The organism is Bradyrhizobium sp. CW1, from assembly GCF_023100665.1.
In the GTDB taxonomy this organism is placed as follows: domain Bacteria; phylum Pseudomonadota; class Alphaproteobacteria; order Rhizobiales; family Xanthobacteraceae; genus Bradyrhizobium; species Bradyrhizobium canariense_D.
In genome coordinates, this window is sequence record NZ_CP064684.1 from 290,845 (window position 1) to 313,369 (window position 22,525).

The window sequence follows — 22,525 nt, forward strand, 5'->3', positions numbered from 1 at the left end:
CAACCTGCGGTGTTTGACCTTTGCGGTGGACGATGGCTTGGTGCGGTCGATCGCCCCTGAAGGTGCATCCACAAAAAGAGCAAGATCAAACTATGGGAAACGCCTCCGAAATCTACGCACTGCGCTACGCGACGATGTCGCCGCGCACGCCCCACATGAACTTCCTCGCGCCCGACCCGCATGACAGCGCGGCGCAGGATCTCGACTATTTCGTCTGGCTGATCCGCGGCAACGGCCGCGACATCCTGGTCGATACCGGCTTCAATGCCGAGGAAGCGTCCGCGCGGGCGCGCAAGCTGACGCTCAATCCGGTCGACGCGCTGGAGCGCTTTGGTGTCGCGGCAGCGAGCATTCGCGACATCATCGTGACGCATCTGCATTACGACCATGCCGGCAATCTCGACCGCTTCCCGAACGCCCGCTTCCATCTCCAGGAGCGCGAGATGGCCTACGCGACGGGGCGCTGCATGTGCAACGGACTGCTGCGACATCCGTTCTCGGTCGAGCACGTCACCCAGATGGTCCGCCATGTCTATGGCGAGCGCGTCAATTTCTATTCCGGCGACGGCGAGGTCGCGCCCGGCGTCACCTTGCACCGCGTCGGCGGCCATTCCGACGGCTTGCAGGTGGTCAGAGTCGAGACCGCGCGCGGACCGGTGGTGCTGGCGTCCGATGCCGCGCATTATTACGCCAATCTCCAGCGCAGAAGCCCATTCCCGATCGTCTACAATGTCGGCGACATGGCGGTTGGCTGGGAGACCATCGAGCGCCTCGCCGGCCATCCTGACCGGTTCATTCCCGGCCATGATCCGATCGTGACGGAGATCTATCCGCGCGCCAGCGACAAGGTCGATGTCTGGGCGCTGCATTTGCCGCCGTCGCGATCATTTGCGAAGTGATCAATACGCCTGCTTGGCGTCGGCCTCTTCGCTGGTCTGGATCAAATCGAGGCTCTGTTCGATCTTGCCGAGCAGCGTCGATAGCTGTTTGCGCTCCTGCGCGGTGAGGCAGGCGAGGATCTCGTCTTCCCGCCGCAGCAATTGCGGAAACAGCTCCTCGTAGAGCGTGCGGCCTTTCCTGGTCAGTCGCAGACGGAATTCGCGGCGGTCGGCTTCGTTCTCGACGCGCTCGATCAAACCCTGATGCAGCAACATGGTCACCGCGCGGCTGATCGTGGATTTGTGCGTGCGGGTGCATTGCGCGACGTACTGCGCGCTGCAGGCATCGTTGCGGAAGCCGAGCGTCGCGATCACGCGCCAGGCGGGGATGTCGAGGCCGTGACGCTCCTGATATTCGACGGCGAGTGCGGAACTCACCTCCGCGGCGAGCCGGTTGAGGCGGAACGGCACGAACCTGAACAGGTCGAGCCGTGTTTTTGGCCGCGGTGAAGCCTCATCGGCCTCGCGTGTCTTCAGCGCGATGTCGCTGGATGTCCTCGCCAAGGAGAGCGCTCCGAATTCCAGTTGACGGCCGGCCGGCTCCGGTCCAAAATAGTTGCACGTGAGACTATTAGCAGATCAGGCCTCTCCTGACCAGAGCCGAGGTTAGCGCATGGCGAAGGCCAATACGCATCAGGCCAAAACCCAGTTCGGCTATCGCCGCCACCCCGATCAGGATCGTCCCGGCCAGAGCTCGGCCGAGCATCCCGTGGTGATCGTGGGCGCTGGCCCGGTCGGGCTGTCGCTTGCGATCGACCTTGCCCAACGCGGCCAGCGCGTCGTTCTTCTGGATGACGCCGACCGCATCGGAGAGGGCTCCCGCGCGATCTGCTTCTCGAAACGCTCGCTGGAATATTGGGACCGGCTCGGCGTCGGCGACCGCATGGTCGACAAGGGCGTGGTCTGGAGCGTCGGCCGCATCTTCCACGGCGAGCAGCAGCTCTACCAGTTCAATCTACTGCCGGAGGACGGTCACAAGCGGCCGGCCTTCATCAATCTCCAGCAATATTACGCCGAAGCCTATCTGGTCGACCGCATCAGCGAGCTGCCCGAGATCAATCTGCGCTGGCGCAACAAGGTGACGGCGCTGGAGAGCCGCAACGCTTCCGTCGCGCTGACGATCGAGACGCCGGAGGGCGCCTATCGCCTGCACGCGCAATATGTCGTCGCCTGCGACGGCGCGCGCTCGTCGCTGCGGCAGATGGTGGGCGCCGACTTCGCCGGACAGGTGTTCGAGGACCAGTTCCTGATCGCCGATGTCAAGATGACCGCGGAATTCCCGACCGAGCGCTGGTTCTGGTTCGATCCGCCGTTTCATGCGGGACGTTCGGCGCTGCTGCACCGACAGCCCGACGATGTCTGGCGCATCGACCTTCAGCTCAATCGCTATGCCGACCCCGTCGTCGAGAAGAAGCCCGAGAACGTGCGGCCGCGGATTGCGCGCATGCTCGGCCACGACAAGTTCGAGTTCGAGTGGATCTCGCTTTACAAATTCCAGTGCCGGCGGATGGATCGCTTCGTCCATGGCCGCGTGATCTTTGCAGGCGATTCCGCGCACCAGGTCTCGCCCTTCGGCGCGCGCGGCGCCAATTCGGGACTCGAGGACGCCGAGAATCTCTCCTGGAAGCTCGACCGCGTGCTGCGCGGCGCCTCACCCGCGAGCCTGCTCGAGAGCTATCACGTCGAGCGCAGTCTGGCGGCCGACGAGAACATCCGCGAATCCACCCGCTCGACCGATTTCATGGCGCCGAACTCGCATCAGGAAGCGCGGCTGCGCAAGGCGGTGCTGTCGCTGGCCAAGGAAACGGAATTCGGCAAGCGCATGGTCAATGGCGGGCGGCTCTCGGTGCCGTGCAGCTATGACTCGCCGCTGTCATCGCCGGATGCGGATGCGTGGCGCGGTGGCCCGCTCCCGGGTTGTTCGATGCTCGATGCTCCCGTTACGACGCGCGCGGGCGAGCAAGCCTATTTGACGGATGCATTCCGCAAGGGTGGAACAGACTTCACCTTGCTGTCGTTCGGCAACGGCGCGGCGATCGATGCGCCTGTTGGTGTGAAGGACATCTGCATCGGCGGTGAGGACGGGCTCGCAGATCCGGCAGGGCTCACTGCAAAGCGCTATGATGCGGAACCAGGCTCAGCCTACCTATTAAGGCCGGACGGTTACGTTGCGGCGCGCTTCCGCCACCCCACGCGCGCTGGCGTCGCGGCAGCGCTGTCACGGGCGCAGGGCTTGAATCAAGAATTTGCTTGAATTGAGGATTCGCATGCCGCTCTCCACCAGCTCCAACTTCGCGCGACCCGACGACGCCTTTCGCGCCATTGTGGAGGCGCATCGTGGCTTCACCGACGAGCAGAGCGCGGACTTCGACGCGGCGCTGGTGCTGATCCTCGCCAACCATATCGGCGATATCGTCGTGCTGCGGGAGGCGATTCTCCTCGCCAAGCGGCGCATGATCGACGGCCAGCAGCAGCAACAGCAACAACAATAGCCCCAAAGACTTGAAGGATGAATTGATGGCGAAGAACTTCGCATCCACCGGCGACCTCTCCGAGAAGAAGATCACCTTCTCCGAGATTGGCACCGATCTCTACGCCTTCACCGCGGAGGGCGATCCGAACACCGCGATCATCGTCGGCGACGACGGCTGCCTGGTGTTCGACGCGCAATCGACGCCGGCGATGGCCAACAAGGTGATCGAGCGCGTCCGTGCCGTCACCGACAAACCGATCAAATATGTCGTGCTGTCGCATTATCACGCCGTGCGCGTGCTCGGCGCCTCCGCCTACAAGGCGCAGGGCATCGTCGCCTCGCAGGAGACCTATCGCCTCATCGAGGAGCGTGGCCAGCAGGATTGGGATTCCGAGTACGGCCGCTTCCCGCGCCTGTTTCAGGACGCATCGAGCATACCCGGCCTGACCTGGCCGACGCTGACCTTCGAAGGCGAGATGTCGATCTATCTCGGCAAGCGCGAGGTACGCCTGATGCAGCTTGGCGCCGGCCATACCTCGGGCGACATCGTCGCCTGGGTGCCGGATGCCGAGGTGATGTTCTCCGGTGACCTGATCGAATACCACTCGGCCTGCTATTGTGGCGACGCACACCTGCGCGAATGGCCGCTGACGCTGAACGAGATCCGCAACTTCAATCCCAAGGCGATCGCGCCGGGCCGCGGCGATGCGTTGAAGGGTGTCGCCACGGTGCGCGAAGCCATCGCGATGACGCGCGACTTCGTCACCTCGCTCTACGGCGCCGCCGAAATCTCGGTCGCCAAGGGCCGCACGCTGAAGGAATCGATGGCCGCGACGCGCGAGGTCATGGATCCGAAATTTTCGAGCTTCGCCATCTACGAGCACTGTCTGCCGTTCAACGTATCTCGCGCCTATGACGAGGCGTCGGGGATCGACGACCCCGTGATCTGGACCGACAAGCGCGACCAGGAGATGTGGGCCGCCCTGCAAGGAGGAGGATCATCATGAACATCAACACCTCGCCCGATCAGATCATTCGCAGCACGGCCCAGGTCACGCCGGGCTACATGTCCGGCTTCGGCAACAGTTTCGAGACCGAAGCGCTGCCGGGCGCGCTGCCGATCGGACGCAACTCGCCGCAGCGCTGTGCCTACGGCCTCTATGCCGAGCAGCTCTCCGGCTCGCCCTTCACGGCGCCGCGCGGCAGCAACGAGCGCTCATGGCTCTATCGCATTCGCCCGTCGGTGAAACACTCGGGTCGTTTCGAGAAGGTCGACGGCGGCCTGTGGCGTTCGGCACCGTGCCACGAAAACGACCTGCCGATCGCGCAATTGCGCTGGGATCCGGCGCCGATCCCGAAGGAGGACATGACCTTCCTTCAGGGCGTGCAGACCATGACCACCGCCGGTGACGTCAACACCCAGGCCGGCATGGCCGCCCACGTCTATCTCATCACCAAATCGATGGTGGACCAGCACTTCTACAATGCCGACGGCGAGCTGATGTTCGTGCTGCAGCAGGGCAATCTTCGCATCGTCACGGAGTTCGGCCGCATCGACGCCGAGCCCGGCGAGATCGTGGTGATCCCGCGCGGCGTCAAGTTCCGGGTGGAGATTCCGAGCGGACCGGCGCGTGGCTATCTCTGCGAAAACTACGGCGGCGCCTTCACGCTGCCGGAGCGCGGACCGATCGGCGCCAACTGCCTCGCCAATGCCCGCGACTTCCTGACGCCGGTCGCGCACTACGAGGACAAGGACACACCGACCGAGCTTTACGTGAAATGGGGCGGATCGTTGTTCAGGACGCAGTTGCCCCACTCGCCGATCGACGTCGTCGCCTGGCACGGCAATTATGCGCCGTATAAATATGATCTGCGCACCTTCTCGCCGGTCGGCGCGATCGGCTTCGATCATCCCGATCCCTCGATCTTCACCGTGCTGACCTCGCCGTCGGAGACCGCGGGCACGGCGAATATCGACTTCGTGATCTTCCCCGAGCGCTGGATGGTCGCCGACAACACCTTCCGCCCGCCGTGGTATCACATGAACATCATGAGCGAGTTCATGGGCCTGATCTACGGCGTGTACGACGCCAAGCCGCAAGGTTTTGTGCCGGGCGGCATGAGTTTGCACAATTGCATGCTGCCGCACGGCCCCGATCGCGATGCCTTCGAGCACGCCAGCAACGGCGAGCTGAAGCCGGTCAAGCTGACCGGCACCATGGCCTTCATGTTCGAGACCCGCTACGCGCAGCGCGTCACCGCGCACGCCGCGAATTCCGCGACGTTGCAGCATGACTACGCGGATTGCTGGAAGGGCCTCGCGAAGCGGTTCGATCCGAGCAAGCCGTAAGCTTCTTACCCTCTCCCCTTGTGGGAGAGGGTGGCTCGCCGCATAGCGGCGAGACGGGTGAGGGGTTCTATCCGCGCGTGAACCTCTCCTTCGGACTCGCGGACAGATACCCCTCATCCGGCGCTTCGCGCCACCTTCTCCCACAAGGGGAGAAGGGAAAGACCGAGCCAAGTGATGCCCCATCCCAACGACCCCAGCCTCCGCTCCTTCATCGGCGTCGATCCCGCCTCCGATTTTCCGATCCAGAACCTGCCTTATGGTGTGTTCTCGACCGCGGCCAATCCGACGCCGCGCGTCGGCGTGGCGATCGGCGACTATGTGCTCGATCTCTGGGAGCTTGAGCAGGACTCGCGGCTCGACGTGGGGCCGCTCGGCGTGTTCTCGACGCCGTCGCTCAATGCTTTCATGGCCTTGGGGCCAAAGGTCTGGACGAAGACGCGGGCGCGGATCAGCGAACTCCTGCGCGCCGATCATCCCGAGCTGCGCGACAACGAGGAGTTGCGCAAGCAGGCCTTGGTGCCGATACGCGACGCAAGATTGCATCTGCCGTTTGCGGTCTCCGGCTACACCGATTTCTATTCGTCGAAAGAACACGCCACCAATGTCGGCGTCATGTTCCGTGGCAAGGACAATGCACTGCAGCCGAATTGGCTGCATATGCCGATCGCTTACAACGGCCGTGCCTCGACTGTCGTGGTCTCCGGCACGAAGGTGAAGCGCCCGCGCGGGCAGCTCAAGCCGCCGAATGTGGAGGCGCCGAGCTTCGGACCGTGCAAGCGGCTCGATTTCGAGCTGGAGATGGGCGTGGTGGTCGGCCAGCCGTCGCCAATGGGCGGCATGCTCACGGAGCCGCAAGCCGAGGAGATGATCTTCGGCTTCGTGCTGCTCAACGACTGGAGCGCGCGCGATATCCAGCAATGGGAATATGTGCCGCTCGGGCCGTTCCTCGCCAAGGCGTTCGCGACCTCGATCAGTCCGTGGGTGGTGACGCGCGAGGCGCTGGAGCCATTCCGCCTCAACGGGCCGCAGCAGGAGCCGGTGCCGCTCGACTACCTCAAGCAGGGCAAGCCGCAGAACTACGATCTCGAACTCGACGTCTCCTTGCGCGCCGCCGGAGCCAACGCGCCCGCCGGCATCAGCCGCACCAATTTCAAATACATGTACTGGTCGTCGGTGCAGCAGCTGATGCACCACGCCTCCTCCGGCTGCGCCATGAATGTCGGCGATCTCCTCGGCAGCGGCACCATTTCCGGTCCGGAGAAGAACCAGCGCGGCAGCCTGCTGGAGATCAGCTGGAACGGCACCGAGCCGATCGAATTGCCCGGCGGCGCCAAGCGGTCGTTCCTGGAAGACGGCGACAGCCTCGTCATGCGCGGCTGGTGCCAGGGCGAAGGCTATCGCGTTGGTTTTGGCGAGGTCGAGGGGACGATTTTGCCGGCGGAGTGATTGCTGGGAAGCGATGCGACCTCTATCCACATTCTCCGTCATTGCGAGCGTAGCGAAGCAATCCAGAGTCTTTCCGCAGTGGCAGTCTGGATTGCTTCGTCGCAAGGGCTCCTCGCAATGACATGGTGAGAGTCTACCGCTTCTCCGGCGGCACCTCACGTAACCGCGCGCAATGCGTCGCGACGTCCTCCAGACTGTACTTCAGATGCACCCGCTTGTCCGACGGCGCCTGGTTGGTCGTGCACACGCCCGGTCGCCATTCCTGCGTGGGCCTGATCGGGCGCGGCGCAAAACCGCCGCCGCAGTTCGGGCAGACGTTGGAGAGTTTCGTCTCCACGCAGTCCGCACAGAACGTGCATTCATAGGAACAGATCCGCGCATCGGTTGCGTTCGGGGGCAGATCGCGGTCGCAATATTCGCAGTTCGGTCGAAGCTGGAGGGCCATGGCTCAATCTCCGCAGATTGGCCGGGATCATCGCAGATCGCGCGCGCAGCGCGAATGCCGGATTTCCCTCGATTTCAGCCGGGCTTGATTTCCTTCAGCGGCAGACGCGTGCTTTCCTTCAGCCTGTCGAGCACGATCGAGGAGCGCACATGCGCGACGCTCTGGTGCGGCATCAGCACGTCGTTGACGAGGTTGGAGAGGCCCTTGAGGTCGTGCAGCACGGCCTTGAGCACGTAGTCGGCGTCGCCTGTCAGCGAGTAGGCCTCCTGGATCTCGTCGATGCGGTTGACCAGAGTCCGAAACCGCTTGGAATTGTCCGGCGAGTGGGTCGCCAGCGTCACCTGGATGAAGGCGACCACGCCGAAGCCGAGCGCCTCGCTGGAGAGATCGGCATGATAGCCCGCAATGACCTTCTCCTCTTCCAGCCGCATCCGTCGCCGCGAGCATTGCGAGGCCGAGAGCCCGGCGAGGTCGGCGAGCTCCTGGTTGGTGAGACGGCCGTCGTCCTGGAGCGCGCCCAGGATCTTGAGGTCGAAGGCATCCACCAAAGTCATGCGCGTTTCACCCACTTCATGCACAAACTGTGCATATGTTAATCAAAAGCCGTCTCATTTGCACGCCCCTTGCGCGTCCCATGAAGGATAGTTCCTCTCAGCAGCAATTTGGGAGAACACCATGGGTCCGTTTCCGCACGATGCACCGCCGGCCACGATCAGCGCCGAGAATCCGATGGGCACCGACGGGTTCGAGTTCGTCGAATATGCGCATCCCAATCCGCAAGAGCTGCACGCCTTGTTCAAGCTGATGGGCTATGTGCCCGTCGCGCGGCACAGAACGAAGAAGATCACGGTTTATCGCCAGGGCGACATCAATTACCTCGTCAACGAGGAGCCCGGCACCCAGGGTCACGATTTCGTCGCCGCGCACGGCCCCTGTGCGCCGTCGATGGCGTTTCGCGTCGTCGATGCGAAGAAGGCCTATGACCGCGCGATTTCGCTCGGTGCCGAACCTGCCGATGCGTCCTCCGCGCAGAAGACGCTCGACGTCCCCGCGATCAAGGGCATCGGCGGCAGCCTGCTCTATTTCGCTGATCGCTATGGCGCCAAGGGATCGGCCTATGACAGCGAGTTCGAATGGCTGGGTGCGCGCGATCCGCGTCCTGCCGGCGCCGGCCTGTTCTATCTCGATCACCTCACCCACAACGTCCACCGCGGCCGCATGGACGTGTGGACGGGCTTCTACGAGAAGCTCTTCAATTTCCGCCAGATCCGCTTCTTCGACATCGAGGGCCGCGCCTCGGGCCTGTTCTCGCGCGCGCTGACCAGCCCCGACGGCAAGATCCGGATTCCGATCAACGAGGACGCCGGCGATTCCGGGCAGATCGAGGAATATCTCAATATCTATCGCGGCGAGGGCATCCAGCACATCGCCTGCGGCTGCCGCGACATCTACCGCACCATCGAGGACTTGCGCGAGGCCGGTCTGCCCTTCATGCCAGCGCCGCCCGCGACCTATTTCGAGCGGATCGACGCGCGGTTGCCGAAGCATGGCGAGGACATCGCGCGGCTGCAGAAGAACGGCATCCTGATCGACGGCGAAGGCGTGGTCGACGGCGGCCAGACCAAGGTGCTGCTGCAGATCTTCTCGGCCAACGCGATCGGCCCGATCTTCTTCGAGTTCATCCAGCGCAAGGGCGACGACGGTTTCGGCGAAGGCAATTTCAAGGCGCTGTTCGAATCGATCGAGGAGGACCAGATCCGGCGCGGGGTGCTGAAGGTGGATGCGGCGTAGGCGGCCGTTGTCTGGAACGCGGTGGCATTAAGTGCCGCCGTCGTCCTGGCGAAAGCCAGGACCAATTACCCCAGGGAGCGGTCATTGGGCGAACTGGTAACTCCGAGTCTTCGTCAAACCGCGTTGGTGGCTATGGGTCTTGGCCCCCGTGCGCAATTGCGCACTAGGCCAGGACGACCCGGAGTGTGATGCGACAGCGGAGGACTTAACGCTCCGCCTTCCAGGCTTTGGTCACCGCGCCGATCTCCGCCACTTCCGGCTCGCGCACCGCCGATGGAGTCCGCGAAAAGCGCGGCGCCGGCGCCGGCTGCTTCACGCCGTGGCGCTCGACGAAGACGTTGCGGGCGACCATGTGCGGATGCTCGGTCGCTTCCGACATGGTCAGCACCGGCGCGAAGCAGATGTCGGTGCCTTCCATAATCTTGCACCAGTCCTCGCGCGTCTTGCTCTTGAACACCGTCTTCAGTTTTTCCTTCAGCGCGGGCCAAGCCTTGCGGTCCATCTGCGCATCGAAATCGGGGTCGGTCAGGCCGGCGTGCTCGCGCAGCAGCGCGTAGAATTGCGGCTCGATCGAGCCGATCGAGACGAAATGGCCGCAGGCGCATTCGTAGACGCCGTAGAAATGTGCGCCGCCGTCGAGAAAGTTCTCGTTGCGGCCTTCGGTCCAGCGGCCGAGCGTGGTCATGTCGAAGAAGAACGACATCAGCGATGCCGCGCCGTCGCACATCGCGGCATCGACGACCTGGCCCTTGCCTGACCGCGAGGCCTCCAGCAGCGCCGCGAGCACGCCGACCACGAGATAGAGCGCGCCGCCGCCGAAATCGCCGACCAGGTTGAGCGGCGGCACCGGCGCTTCCTTCGTGCCGATCGCGGCGAGCGCGCCGGTGATGGAGATGTAGTTGATGTCGTGGCCGGCGGCATTGGCGAGCGGGCCTTGCTGGCCCCAGCCGGTCATGCGGCCGTAGACCAGCTTTGGATTGCGCGCGAGCACCACGTCAGGCCCGAGACCGAGCCGCTCCATCACGCCGGGACGGAAACCCTCGACCAGCGCGTCGGCATTCGCAAGCAGATCGAGTACCTCCGCGATCGCCGCCTGGTCCTTGAGGTCGAGCTCGACCACCTTGCGGCCGCGGCCTGCGACCGACTTCATGTTCTTCCTGGCGCCGACCCGATCGAGCGTGACGATTTCGGCGCCCATGTCGGCCAGCATCATGCAGGCAAACGGGCCCGGTCCAATGCCGGCGAATTCAACGATGCGGAAGCCCGACAGCGGGCCGGAGGTGCGGACGGAGGAGTTTTGGGCTGATTGATCGAGCACGTGTTTGTTTCCTCGGATCCAAGGCGCATATTGCCGATGGTCGGCAAGCGCCAAGGCGTTCCTCTGCGGGGCGAGTTAATTGGCCGATTAACTTTTCTCGCCTTCACGCCAGTGAGGCAAGCGGTTTTCATGTCGCGTGGCTAAAATAAAACGGCGCGCACCGAAGTGCGCGCCGTGGAAAATTGCGTCGAGGCGCTAAGGCCCGATGGTCAGCGAGCGGCAGCCACCGCGCGCTGCGCCATCACCTTGATCAGGTTGGCGCGGTACTCCGCCGTGCCGTGGATGTCGGCCAGCAGATTGCTCGCCGAAATGCTCACGCCGTCGATCGCCGACGGTGACCAGTTCGCCTTCAGCGCCGTTTCGATGGCCGGGACCCGCATCACGCCGCTTTGCGAGGCGCCGGTGGCGGCCACCCGAACCTCGCCCGACTTCGTCTGCGCGACGAACACGCCGGTCAGCGCAAAGCGAGACGCAGGATGGCGCATCTTTTCGTAGCCAGCCTTCGCCGGAACCGGGAACGACACGGCGGTGATGAGCTCGCCCTCCTCCAGCGCGGTCGTGAACATGCCCTGGAAAAAGTCATCCGCCGTAATCGACCGCCTGTTGGTCTTCACGGTGGCGCCGAGCGCGAGCAGTGCGGCGGGAAAATCCGCGGCGGGATCGTTGTTGGCGATCGAGCCGCCGATCGTGCCGCGATAGCGCACGGCGGGGTCGCCGAGCACCGAAGTGAGATAGGCAATTGCGGGAATCGCCTTCTTCACGTCGGCATTCTGCATGATGTCGAAATAGGTCGTGCCGGCCTTGATGGTCAGCACGTCGCCCGAGAGCTCGACGCCCTGCAGCTCCTTGATCTTGCCGAGGTCGATGACGTCGGACGGACTGGCGAGGCGTTGCTTCATCACCGGCAGCAGCGTCTGGCCGCCGGCGAGGAACTTGGCTTCGCTGCTCTTGGAGAACAGGCTGACGGCTTCGTCAACCGAGGACGCGCGATGATAAACGGTCTGGTACATCTTCGTTCCTCCCTTAAGCCGCGTGGATCGTGCGCCACACCCTGTCCGGGGTTGCGGGCATTTCCAGATTGTTCTTGCCGATCGCATCCGTGATCGCATTGATCACGGCCGCTGACGCCCCGATCGCACCGGCCTCACCGCAACCCTTGATGCCGAGCGGATTGCCCGGGCACAGCGTCGTGGTGTGGGAGAGGTTGAACGAGGGAACGTCGTCGGCGCGCGGCATGGCGTAGTCCATGAACGAGGCCGTGACCGGCTGCCCGTTGGCGTCGTAGATCGCGTGCTCGAGCAACGCTTGTCCGATGCCTTGCACAAGACCGCCATGGACCTGGCCCTCGACGATCATCGGGTTGATCAAACGGCCGAAATCGTCGGCCGCGACGAAGTTGACGAAGGAGGTCTTGCCGGTGCCGGGATCGACCTCGAGCTCGCAGATATATGTGCCGGCCGGGAAGGTGAAGTTGGTCGGATCGTAGAAGGCGCTTTCCTTCAGGCCCGGCTCCATCCCGTCGGGCAGATTGTGCGCGGTATAGGCCGCGAGTGCGACCATCGGGAAGGCGATCGCCTTGTCGGTGCCGGCGACCTTGAACTCGCCGTTCTCGATGACGATGTCGCCTTCCGAGGCTTCCAGCGCATGCGCGGCGATCTTCTTGGCCTTGGATTCCATCTTCTCCATGGCCTTCAGGATCGCGGTGAGGCCGACGGCGGCCGAGCGCGAGCCATAGGTGCCCATGCCGAACTGCACCTTGTCGGTGTCGCCATGGACGATCGAGACCTGACTGATGGGAACGCCGAGGCGTTCGGCTACGAGCTGGCAGAACGTGGTCTCGTGACCCTGGCCGTGGCTGTGTGATCCCGTCAGGACCTCGATGGTGCCGACCGGGTTGACGCGGACTTCGGCGGACTCCCACAGACCGACGCCGGCGCCCAGGCTGCCGACGGCCTTCGACGGCGCGATGCCGCAGGCCTCGATGTAGCAGGACACGCCGATGCCGCGCAGCTTGCCGTCGGCCTTCGCCTTGGCCTTGCGCCCGGCAAAGCCGGCATAGTCGATCGCCTTCATCGCGGCGTCGAGCGAGGCGTTAAAGTCGCCGGTGTCATAAGCCATGATCACCGGCGTCTGGTGCGGGAACTGGGTGATGAAGTTGGTCCGGCGCAGCGCGGCCGGATCGACCTTCAACTGCCGCGCCGCCGTCTCCATCAGACGTTCGATCAGATAGCTCGCCTCGGGGCGGCCGGCGCCGCGATAGGCGTCGACCGGCGTGGTGTTGGTGTAGACCCCGACCACCTCGGCATGGATCGCCGGGATGTTGTACTGGCCCGACAGCAGCGTCGCGTACAGATAGGTCGGCACCGACGACGAGAACAGCGACATGTAGGCGCCGAAATTGGCGTAAGTCTTCACCTTCAACCCGGTGATCTTGTTGTTGGCGTCGAACGCCATCTCGGCATGGGTGACGTGGTCGCGGCCATGCGCATCGGTGAGGAAGGCTTCGGTGCGGTCGCCGGTCCATTTTACGGGGCGGCCGACCTTCTTCGAGGCCCACAGCGCCACCATCTCTTCGGGATAGATGAAGATCTTGGAGCCGAAGCCGCCGCCGACGTCGGGTGCGATCACGCGCAGCTTGTGCTCGGGTGCAATGTTGTAGAACGCCGACAGCACGAGGCGGGCGACGTGCGGATTCTGCGACGTCGTGTAGAGCGTGAAATGCTCTTCCGCCGAATCGTAATCGGCAATTGCCGCGCGCGGCTCCATCGCGTTCGGCGCGAGACGGTTGTTGGTGACGTCGAGCTTCACCACGTTGGCGGCCTTGGCGAAGGCCGCATCGGTGGCGCCTTCGTCGCCGATCACCCAGTCATAAACCTGGTTGCCTGGAGCTTCGGGATGTAGCTGCGGCGCGCCGGACTTGATCGCGGCGTGGACGTCGGCGACCGCGGGCAGCTCTTCGTAGTTCACGACCACGGCTTCGGCCGCGTCGCGTGCGAGATTCTTGGTCTCGGCGATCACGACTGCGACGGCCTGACCGACGAAGCGCACCGTCTCCGGCGCCATTGCCGGCCATGCGCCCATCTTCATCGGGCTGCCGTCCTTGGAGGTGATGGCCCAGCCGCAGATCAGGTTGCCGACCTTGTCGTCGACGATTTGCTGACCGGTCAGCACAGCGACCACGCCCGGCATCTTCAGCGCCTCGGCGGGATCGATCCCCTTCACCTTGGCATGCGCGTGCGGGCTGCGGATGAAATGGGCATGGGTCATGCCCTGCAATTTGATGTCGTCGACGTAGCGGCCCTTGCCGGTAATGAAACGCTTGTCTTCCTTGCGCACGACGCTCGCGCCAATGCCTTCAACGCCCATGTCTGGTCCTCCCGACCGGAATTTGTCTTGACCGCGCTTTCCCTCGAAAGCGGCGGCGATCGTTCTTGTTTCGAGGCGGGCCGCTTACTCGGCCGCCTGCGAGACCTTCATGCGGCCTGCCGCATCCAGCACGGCTTTGACGATGTTGTGGTACCCAGTGCAGCGACAGATATTGCCTTCGAGCTCGTGGCGGACGGTGGCCTCGTCGAGCTGGCCACCATAGCGGTGCACGATGTCGATCGCCGACATGATCATGCCCGGCGTGCAATAGCCGCACTGCAGGCCGTGATTGTCGCGGAAGGCCGCCTGCATCGGGTGCAGCTCGTCGCCCTTGGCGATGCCTTCGATCGTGGTGATGCTGGCGCCGTCGGCCTGTCCTGCCAGCATGGTGCAGGATTTGATCGCCTTGCCGTCCATATGGACGACGCAGGCGCCGCACTGGCTGGTGTCGCAGCCGACATGGGTTCCGGTGAGGTTGAGGTGGTCGCGCAGCAGCTGAACCAGCAGCGTGCGGTCCTCGACGTCGACAGCAACGGCCTTGCCGTTCACCGTCAGTTTGACTGTAGACACGGTTGAAGTCCTCCCGGGATCGATTTTGATTGTTTCTAATTAGAGACAGCGACCCGGAACTTTGCAACTACGATTTTGGCCGCCCGTGTCATGGAAAAGTCATTGATCCAGAATGCCCAACATTGGTTTGGGGGGCGAGTCGGCCGGATCGGGTTGCGGCTCCGGGGCGCCAGCTGGGATGCCAGCCTCTATATCCCTATCCGGCTCGCCTTTGCAGTCCGCCTTGGCCGATAGAGCCGGAAGCTCTGCGGACGCACCGAATTTACCGCCCCTTATCGATTCTGCCTTAGTTTTGCGCAGCCAGGTCAGGGGGCGGGGCGCCACCGGATCTCGGCTGAATGAAAATGGGGGTGGGAATGTCCGGGCGTATCGCGTCGTCGTCGAAGCGCACAATAATGCCGACCCTCAGGTTCCGCGCCAAGATCATTCTGGGCTTTGCCGCGGTGCTGGTGATCTCCGCCGGCAGCATGGCCTTCTCCTATTTTGGCTTCGAGCGGGTCTCGTCCGGGGTCGGGTCCTACCGCACCAGTGTCACCGAGGCCGATCTCGCCCGTAACATCGACCGGGAGCTGCTCGCCTATCGCTCGGCCGTCAGATATTTCGTCGTCACCGGCAAGGAGGACGACGCCAAGACGGCGCTGGACGCGGAGACCGGCCTGAAGAGCGCCATCGACCAGGCGGTCAAGAGCGCCAAGAAGCCGGCGCGGCAGGAAAGTCTGGACAAGCTCGCCAAGGAGTTTTCCAACTTCTCCGCGACCTTCGCGAAAGTCCTCCAGGCCAAGCGTGACAGCGCGCTGCTGGTGCAGAACCAGCTCATGCGCAACGCCAACCTCCTGAAATACAAGCTCGACGACATCGGCAACAATGCCTCCGATTCCGAGGCGCAGGCGATCGAGTTCGGGACCAAGCAGGTCAACGCCCAATTCCAGACCGCGAGCGGGGCGGCGACCAATTTCGTGCTGACGTCCGACCAGGCGATCGCGACCAGCGCGCTGGCGCGGTTGAAATTCGTCGAGAACTCGCTCAACGCGGTCTATTCCATGGACGACAAGATCGTCGCCGGCCTGAAGGACGCCAAGGGATTGCTCGGTGCCTATCGGGAATCGCTGGAGAAACTGATCGCCAACGCCAAGATGATCGACGAGCTCGTCACCGAGATGAGCGGCTCGGCCAGCGCGATCCTTCAGGGTGCCACCACCATGAAGGCGGACCTCGTTGCCGAGCAGCAGCGGTTGGAGTCCGAATCGGAAGCGACCATCGGGAAGACCGAGCAACTGGTGCTGATGCTGGCCGTCGGCGGTACGCTGCTCGGCGCGGTCCTCGCTTTCCTGCTCGGCACCGGCATTTCGCGTCCGATGATCGCGATGTGCAAGGCGATGCGCGAGCTTGCCGCGGGCAATTTCGACGTCGTGCTGCCGGGCCTCGGCCGCAGGGACGAGATCGGCGAGATGGCCGGCGCGGTCGAAGAATTCAAGGTGCAGGCCGTGGCCAAGGCCGAGCGCGATGCCGCCGCCAACGAACTTCAGAACAGGGAGCAGGCCGCAAGCCGTCGTTCCGAGCTGATTCGTTTCGCCGATGATTTCGAGAGCGCGGTTGGTGCCATCGTCTCCAACGTCTCGGCTTCCGCCGTGCAGCTGGAATCGGCGGCCTCGACGCTGACCCGCACCGCCGAGACCACGCAGAGCCTGTCGAGCCAGGTCGCCGACGTCTCCGAGCAGGCCTCCAGCAACATGCAGTCGGTCGCGACCGCGACCGAAGAGCTCTCGGCCTCGGTCGAGGAGATCGGCCGTCAGGTCCGCGATTCCAGCCGCATTGCCGAAGCTGCCGTGGTGCAGGCAAAGGAGACCGATAATCGCATCGGCAAGCTCTCGCATGCCGCCCAGCAGATCGGCGAAGTCGTCAAGCTCATCACGGCGATCGCCGAGCAGACCAATCTTCTGGCGCTGAACGCGACCATCGAGGCGGCACGCGCCGGCGAAGCCGGCCGCGGCTTTGCAGTGGTCGCCAGCGAAGTGAAGTCGCTCGCGAGCCAGACCGCGAAGGCCACCGACGAGATCTCCTCGCACATCACGGGCATGCAAGGCGCCACGGCCGAGTCGGTTGCGGCGATCAAGGAGATCGGCGCCACCATCGGCCAGATCTCGTCGATCTCGACCTCGATTGCGAGCGCGGTGGAGCAGCAAGGCGCCGCGACGCAGGAAATCGCGCGCAGCGTCCAGACCGTCGCACAGGGCACTCAGACCGCCGCCACCGACATCGGCCAGGTCAACCGCGGCGCCGCCGAAACCGGCTCGGCCTCGGAAGAGGTGCTGCATTCGGCCAAGACGCTGTCGTCCGAAAGCACCCGTCTGCGCGCCGAGCTCGACCGCTTCATGGGGAATATCCGGGCGGCGTAAGCGCTCAGCCGTCCCGGCCCCCCGTGCGCGATTGCGCACGAGGCCAGGACGACGAGACCCTGCGTCACGTAACCGCCGGTTGCGGCGCCACAAATTTACCGCAGCTTATCCTTTGCCATTTACCGTGCTCACGCGTCAGGAAGCGGGCTGCTTCCGGGCTGCGCCTGGTTTTCCGCGAATGGAATGGGGTGGGGAATGCCCGTCAAGTCGAAGCCGACCAGATCGAAGCTGCTCACCTTGCGTTTTCGCGCAAAAATCATCCTCGGCTTCGTGGCGGTGCTCGCCATCCTCGCCGTCAGCATGGCTTTCGCGTATTTCGGCTTCGAGCGGATTCAGGCCGCCGTGGCCTCCTACCGCTCCAGCGTCGCCGAAGCGGACCTTGCGCGGACGGTCGATCGCGAGCTGATCGCTTACCAGGGCTTGGCGCGGGCCTACACGCTGACCGGCGCGGCGGATGATGAGACCGCAGCCAAAGCAGCTGAAGAGAATTTGAGGGCCGCGATCGCCAAGTCGGCGGCGGCCACCACGGGCGCAGCCCGCCGCGAGCAGGTCGGCAGGCTCGAGGCCGACTTCAAGAGCTTCACCAAGGTGTTCGGCGAGATCATCACGTTGACGCGCGAGAACGGCAAGATCGCGACCGAGGAGCTCAACAGCGTCGGCAACAAGATCCGGTTCAAGTTCGACGATCTTGCCGATACCGCGGCATTGGCGGGCCTGAACTCGGTTCAGGGTACGGCCAAGGATATCACATCGCAATATCTGGCGGTCTCCACCTCGGTCAGCGCCTTCGTCGCCAAGCCGGAGCCGAAGACCGCCGACGGCGTGACCGCCCGCATCAAATTCCTGGAGACCCTGCTGGTCTCGATCTATGCCAACGACCAGAAGATCACCGACCGCGTCACCGAGATCAGCAATCTCCTCAAGCAGTACCGCGCCTCTTTTTCAAAGCTCACCGAGAACGTGAAGGTCATCGTCAAGCTGAACGGCGAGATGACCAAGACAGCCGCGTCCATTCTCAAGCTCTCGGGTGAGCTGCGATCGGAGCTGACGGCGGATCAGCAGCGCATCGAGGTCAACGCCAATGCCACCATCGGCGAGACCGAGCGGCTGATGCTGATGATGGCGCTGGGCGGCCTTGCCGTCGGCGCTGCGCTCGCCCTGATGCTGGGCAATGGCATTTCGCGTCCGATGATCGCGATGTGCAAGGCGATGCGCGAGCTTGCCGCGGGCAATTTCGACGTCGTGCTGCCGGGCCTCGGCCGCAGGGACGAGATCGGCGAGATGGCCGGCGCGGTCGAAGAATTCAAGGTGCAGGCCGTGGCCAAGGCCGAGCGCGATGCCGCCGCCAACGAACTTCAGAACAGGGAGCAGGCCGCAAGCCGTCGTTCCGAGCTGATTCGTTTCGCCGATGATTTCGAGAGCGCGGTTGGTGCCATCGTCTCCAACGTCTCGGCTTCCGCCGTGCAGCTGGAATCGGCGGCCTCGACGCTGACCCGCACCGCCGAGACCACGCAGAGCCTGTCGAGCCAGGTCGCCGACGTCTCCGAGCAGGCCTCCAGCAACATGCAGTCGGTCGCGACCGCGACCGAAGAGCTCTCGGCCTCGGTCGAGGAGATCGGCCGTCAGGTCCGCGATTCCAGCCGCATTGCCGAAGCTGCCGTGGTGCAGGCAAAGGAGACCGATAATCGCATCGGCAAGCTCTCGCATGCCGCCCAGCAGATCGGCGAAGTCGTCAAGCTCATCACGGCGATCGCCGAGCAGACCAATCTTCTGGCGCTGAACGCGACCATCGAGGCGGCACGCGCCGGCGAAGCCGGCCGCGGCTTTGCAGTGGTCGCCAGCGAAGTGAAGTCGCTCGCGAGCCAGACCGCGAAGGCCACCGACGAGATCTCCTCGCACATCACGGGCATGCAAGGCGCCACGGCCGAGTCGGTTGCGGCGATCAAGGAGATCGGCGCCACCATCGGCCAGATCTCGTCGATCTCGACCTCGATTGCGAGCGCGGTGGAGCAGCAAGGCGCCGCGACGCAGGAAATCGCGCGCAGCGTCCAGACCGTCGCGCAGGGCACCCAGACCGCGGCCACCGACATCGGCCAGGTCAACCGCGGCGCCGCCGAAACCGGCTCGGCCTCGGAAGAGGTGCTGCATTCGGCCAAGACGCTGTCGTCCGAAAGCACCCGCCTGCGCGCCGAGCTCGACCGCTTCATGGGGAATATCCGGGCGGCGTAGCGCTCGACCTTCGCGCCACGCCTCCGCCGTCGTCCTGGACAAGCGCAGCGCCGATCCAGGACCCATTACCCAAGGCGGAGTTGCCGGGCGAACTGCCAACTCCGAGTCATCGCCAAACCGCTCCCTGGGGTAATAGGTCCTGGATCGGCGCTGCGCTTGTCCAGGACGACCTGGCGCTCACTCCCTCCCGAACGCCCGCTTCAGCTCCACCTTTGCCCGCTCCAGCCGCGTGCGCTGCGTCTGCGGCAGCGTCTTGCCGGCGCGGTTGATGTAGAACGTCAGCATCGACAGCGCCGAGCGGTAGGCGCCGGTCTTGCGACGCGCGCTGTGCTCGGCCGAGCGCTTCAACGAAGCCGCGATCTCCTTCGCACTGGTCAGCTTGAACACGCCTTGTTTGAGGTCGAGCGCGTCGCTCTCTTTCGTCACGCGCTGTGACCAGCGCTTCGGTGCGGCGCGTCTGGTGCTCTTGCGCGCCGATGTTTTGCGAGAATGTGTCGTCTTTCTGGCATGAGCCATGCGTCAACTCCTTGCGGCTCCACCGAAAACCAGCGCCGTCAGCGGTCGTTCCTGCTGGAACCCGCCCCTGCCGCAGACGTTGTCGCAGGTGGCAGGCGGAATGCCGCACCCCCTTGATCGGATCGCCCCCATCCACGCCATGTGAACCGGGGCCATGTCCATTGGTCAGATGCAACAACGCGATGGAATTGCAGCGAAGCCCAGCGCCGAACGATGGACCTGTGGTCTCCACGGTGGCCGCGGCCGATCGCATCATCGAAACCAGCATTCCTGCACGGCTTGACGCGCTGCCGTGGAGCGGATTTCACACCCGCGTCGTGCTTGCGCTCGGCATCACCTGGATTCTGGATGGCCTCGAGGTGACCTTGGCCGGCGCGCTCTCCGGCGCGCTGAAGCAAAGCCCCTCCCTGCATTTCTCCAATCTCGATCTCGGCATTGCCAATTCCGCCTATCTCGCGGGCGCGGTGCTCGGCGCGCTCGGCTTCGGCTGGCTGACCGATCGCATCGGTCGCAAGAAGCTGTTCTTCATCACGCTCGCGCTCTATCTCTCGGCGACGGCCGCGACCGCTCTGTCATGGAATGTCGCGAGCTACGCGCTGTTTCGCTTCCTCACCGGCGCCGGCATCGGCGGCGAATATACTGCGATCAATTCGACCATCCAGGAACTGGTGCCGGCGCGCTATCGCGGCTGGACCGATCTCGTCATCAACGGCAGCTTCTGGATCGGTGCCGCCATGGGCGCCGTGGCGGCCATCGTGCTGCTCGATCCCGCGGTGATCGGCCCCGATCTCGGCTGGCGCCTCGCTTATCTCATCGGCGCGGCCATCGGCCTCGTCGTGCTCTTGATGCGGATGTGGATTCCGGAGAGTCCGCGCTGGCTGATGATCCACGGCCGTCCCGACCAGGCCCACGCGATCGTCGACGAGGTCGAGCGCTCGGTGCTCGGACACGGCCAGGAGACGAGCCACGCGCGTTTCGCCAGGATCCGCCTGAAAATGCGGACTCACACGCCGATCCGCGAGGTGGTGCACACGCTGTTCTCGGTCTATCGCCAGCGCGCGATGGTCGGCCTCGTGCTGATGATCGCGCAGGCCTTCTTCTACAACGCCATCTTCTTCACCTTTGCGCTGGTGTTGACCGATTTTTACGGGATCAGCGCCGATCATGTCGGCTGGTATCTGCTTCCCTTCGCCGCCGGCAATTTCCTTGGTCCGCTGCTGCTCGGCCGCCTGTTCGATACGCTCGGCCGCCGGACCATGATCATGTTCACCTACGGCGCGTCGGGCGTGTTGCTGGCGCTGTCGGGTTATCTGTTCTCGATCGGCGCCTTGAGCGCGCAAGGGCAGACCATCGCCTGGATGGTGATCTTCTTCTTTGCCTCGCCCGCCGCGAGCGCCGCCTATCTCACCGTCAGCGAGACTTTTCCCTTGGAAGTCCGCGCGCTCGCGATCGCGGTGTTCTATGCGGTGGGCACCGGCATCGGCGGCGTGATCGGCCCCGCATTGTTCGGGGCGCTGATCGACACGGGATCACGCACGAGCGTGTTCGCAGGCTATTTGCTGGGGGCGTTCCTGATGATCGCGGCCGCGATCGTGGCGTGGCGCTATGCCATCTCGGCGGAACGCAGATCGCTCGAAGAAATCGCGCGGCCGCTTGCGTCCATGGAGTAGACTATGAAATCGGAACTGGCTGAATTGGATCTAAAGCGCACCATGGTCGACGATGAAGCGCCCGATGCGGTGCCGGTGCCCCACGCACTCGTGCCGCATCTCAATGAAACAGCGATCCTGCTCGACATCGACGGGACACTGCTCGACCTGATGCCGACGCCGCGTGAGGTGTGGGTGCCGCCAGGCCTGTCGGAAACGCTGAACCGGCTGACGGAGCGCACGTCGGGCGCGCTGGCGATGGTCAGCGGGCGTTCGCTCAACGACATCGACCTGATCTTCGCGCCCGATGTCTTTCGCGCCGTCGCCGGCCACGGCGCCGAGATGCGGCTTTCCATTGACAACGAAGCCGATGCCGTCAGCGCGCCGCCGCTGGATAAGGAGCTGAAGCGGCGGCTCGCGGCGGTGGCCAAGCTCAGTCCCGGCATTCTGCTCGAAGACAAGGGCTATTCGCTGGCGCTGCACTACCGCCTTGCGCCGCATGCGGAGAAAGCGATCTACGAAGCCGTTTCGCTGATCCGCGCCGACCTGCCCAATGCGCCGATCGAGGTGCTGCCCGGAAAGTTCGTTTGCGAGATCAAGCATTCCGGTTTTACCAAGGCGACCGGCGTGCGCGAGTTGATGAAGCACGAGCCTTTCAAGGGGCGCCGTCCGATCTTCATCGGTGATGACGTCACCGACGAAACCGTGTTCGCGATCATGCCCGACATGAATGGGCTCGCCTTTTCGGTTGGTCGCCGCGCTATGGGGGTCAACGGGCACTTCGACGCCCCGAACGATGTGCGCACGTTCCTTGCGCGGCTGCTCGACGACTCAAGGTTGGAATAAGGCACCGACATCTCGGAGCCACATATCGCGTGCGTAATTCCTCCAGCGCGTCGCTTCATGCTGCGCGCGCCACGGTTCCAAATCCGGCTTTGTGTAGCGAAATCGTCAGGTTGCCTGGAGGTAAACCGGTTCCAACGCGCACGCCCGATTTTGGTTTCAATTGGTGCAAAGGATGATCAGGAACCATATTGA

The 22,525-nt window shown here is 64.0% G+C and carries 19 protein-coding genes; 11 read left to right on the forward strand and 8 right to left on the reverse strand.

Translation table 11 applies throughout. From position 1 onward, the window contains the following. The first annotated feature begins 92 nt into the window (after window positions 1-92). The gene (locus tag IVB54_RS01360; protein ID WP_018456592.1) at window positions 93-899 is read left to right on the forward strand and encodes an N-acyl homoserine lactonase family protein; all 807 of its coding nucleotides are present in this window, start codon (window positions 93-95) and stop codon (window positions 897-899) included. Here IVB54_RS01360 and IVB54_RS01365 read toward each other — a convergent pair whose 3' ends face one another. After that, a complete protein-coding gene (locus tag IVB54_RS01365; protein ID WP_018456591.1) occupies window positions 900-1,442 on the reverse strand; it encodes a MarR family transcriptional regulator in 543 nt (180 codons plus the stop codon). Window positions 1,443-1,551: 109 nt separating this feature from the next. Here IVB54_RS01365 and IVB54_RS01370 point away from each other — a divergent pair, with 109 nt between their 5' ends. The 5 genes from IVB54_RS01370 (at window position 1,552) to fahA (ending at window position 7,207) form a co-directional block, all read left to right on the forward strand. After that, window positions 1,552-3,192, forward strand: a complete 1,641-nt coding sequence (locus tag IVB54_RS01370; protein WP_247298120.1) for an FAD-dependent oxidoreductase — start codon at window positions 1,552-1,554, stop codon at window positions 3,190-3,192. 13 nt (window positions 3,193-3,205) lie between these two features. Further along, entirely contained in the window at window positions 3,206-3,430 is a 225-nt protein-coding gene (locus tag IVB54_RS01375) for a DUF2783 domain-containing protein (RefSeq protein ID WP_018456589.1), read from the forward strand. A gap of 25 nt (window positions 3,431-3,455) precedes the next feature. Further along, window positions 3,456-4,418, forward strand: coding sequence for an MBL fold metallo-hydrolase (locus IVB54_RS01380; RefSeq protein WP_018456588.1), 963 nt, complete (start codon window positions 3,456-3,458; stop codon window positions 4,416-4,418). After that, entirely contained in the window at window positions 4,415-5,761 is a 1,347-nt protein-coding gene (gene hmgA / locus IVB54_RS01385; RefSeq protein WP_018456587.1) for a homogentisate 1,2-dioxygenase, read from the forward strand. Before IVB54_RS01380 ends, hmgA begins: the two co-directional genes overlap by 4 nt. Window positions 5,762-5,935: 174 nt before the next feature. Continuing rightward, window positions 5,936-7,207 (forward strand): fumarylacetoacetase, encoded by a 1,272-nt coding sequence (gene fahA, locus IVB54_RS01390; protein WP_026233201.1) that lies wholly within the window; start codon window positions 5,936-5,938, stop codon window positions 7,205-7,207. Window positions 7,208-7,340: 133 nt separating this feature from the next. On the opposite strand, the gene IVB54_RS01395 is transcribed toward fahA, so the two are convergent. After that, complete coding sequence (locus IVB54_RS01395) at window positions 7,341-7,652, reverse strand: DUF1272 domain-containing protein (RefSeq protein WP_018456585.1); 312 nt, start codon at window positions 7,650-7,652, stop codon at window positions 7,341-7,343. Between the two features lie 74 nt (window positions 7,653-7,726). Further along, window positions 7,727-8,206 (reverse strand): Lrp/AsnC family transcriptional regulator, encoded by a 480-nt coding sequence (locus tag IVB54_RS01400; RefSeq protein WP_018456584.1) that lies wholly within the window; start codon window positions 8,204-8,206, stop codon window positions 7,727-7,729. Window positions 8,207-8,327: 121 nt separating this feature from the next. On the opposite strand from IVB54_RS01400, the gene hppD reads away from it, so the two are divergent. Beyond that, the gene (gene hppD, locus IVB54_RS01405; RefSeq protein ID WP_018456583.1) at window positions 8,328-9,443 is read left to right on the forward strand and encodes a 4-hydroxyphenylpyruvate dioxygenase; all 1,116 of its coding nucleotides are present in this window, start codon (window positions 8,328-8,330) and stop codon (window positions 9,441-9,443) included. 205 nt (window positions 9,444-9,648) lie between these two features. Here hppD and IVB54_RS01410 read toward each other — a convergent pair whose 3' ends face one another. The 4 genes from IVB54_RS01410 to IVB54_RS01425 form a co-directional block, all read right to left on the reverse strand. Further along, window positions 9,649-10,761 (reverse strand): CaiB/BaiF CoA-transferase family protein, encoded by a 1,113-nt coding sequence (locus IVB54_RS01410; protein ID WP_026233200.1) that lies wholly within the window; start codon window positions 10,759-10,761, stop codon window positions 9,649-9,651. A 209-nt stretch (window positions 10,762-10,970) separates the two neighbouring features. Beyond that, on the reverse strand, window positions 10,971-11,771 hold the full coding sequence (locus IVB54_RS01415) for a xanthine dehydrogenase family protein subunit M (RefSeq protein WP_018456581.1): 801 nt from the start codon (window positions 11,769-11,771) through the stop codon (window positions 10,971-10,973). A gap of 13 nt (window positions 11,772-11,784) precedes the next feature. Continuing rightward, entirely contained in the window at window positions 11,785-14,127 is a 2,343-nt protein-coding gene (locus IVB54_RS01420) for a xanthine dehydrogenase family protein molybdopterin-binding subunit (protein ID WP_018456580.1), read from the reverse strand. 84 nt (window positions 14,128-14,211) lie between these two features. Continuing rightward, a complete protein-coding gene (locus tag IVB54_RS01425; RefSeq protein ID WP_026233199.1) occupies window positions 14,212-14,697 on the reverse strand; it encodes a (2Fe-2S)-binding protein in 486 nt (161 codons plus the stop codon). Between the two features lie 356 nt (window positions 14,698-15,053). Here IVB54_RS01425 and IVB54_RS01430 point away from each other — a divergent pair, with 356 nt between their 5' ends. Together IVB54_RS01430 and IVB54_RS01435 are read left to right on the forward strand one after the other, a co-directional pair. After that, window positions 15,054-17,093 carry a HAMP domain-containing methyl-accepting chemotaxis protein gene (locus IVB54_RS01430; RefSeq protein WP_247338801.1) on the forward strand — a complete coding sequence of 680 codons (2,040 nt, stop codon included), beginning with the start codon at window positions 15,054-15,056 and terminating at the stop codon, window positions 17,091-17,093. A gap of 195 nt (window positions 17,094-17,288) precedes the next feature. Then, window positions 17,289-19,322 carry a HAMP domain-containing methyl-accepting chemotaxis protein gene (locus IVB54_RS01435; RefSeq protein ID WP_247298112.1) on the forward strand — a complete coding sequence of 678 codons (2,034 nt, stop codon included), beginning with the start codon at window positions 17,289-17,291 and terminating at the stop codon, window positions 19,320-19,322. Window positions 19,323-19,499: 177 nt separating this feature from the next. On the opposite strand, the gene IVB54_RS01440 is transcribed toward IVB54_RS01435, so the two are convergent. Further along, window positions 19,500-19,838: a DUF3175 domain-containing protein gene (locus tag IVB54_RS01440; protein ID WP_018452857.1), complete on the reverse strand. Its 339-nt coding sequence runs from the start codon at window positions 19,836-19,838 to the stop codon at window positions 19,500-19,502. Window positions 19,839-20,020: 182 nt separating this feature from the next. Between IVB54_RS01440 and IVB54_RS01445 the strand changes: the two genes are divergently transcribed. Further along, window positions 20,021-21,508, forward strand: coding sequence for an MFS transporter (locus tag IVB54_RS01445; protein ID WP_026232409.1), 1,488 nt, complete (start codon window positions 20,021-20,023; stop codon window positions 21,506-21,508). A 3-nt stretch (window positions 21,509-21,511) separates the two neighbouring features. Beyond that, on the forward strand, window positions 21,512-22,333 hold the full coding sequence (gene otsB, locus IVB54_RS01450) for a trehalose-phosphatase (RefSeq protein ID WP_018452859.1): 822 nt from the start codon (window positions 21,512-21,514) through the stop codon (window positions 22,331-22,333). The last annotated feature ends 192 nt before the right edge of the window (window positions 22,334-22,525 follow it).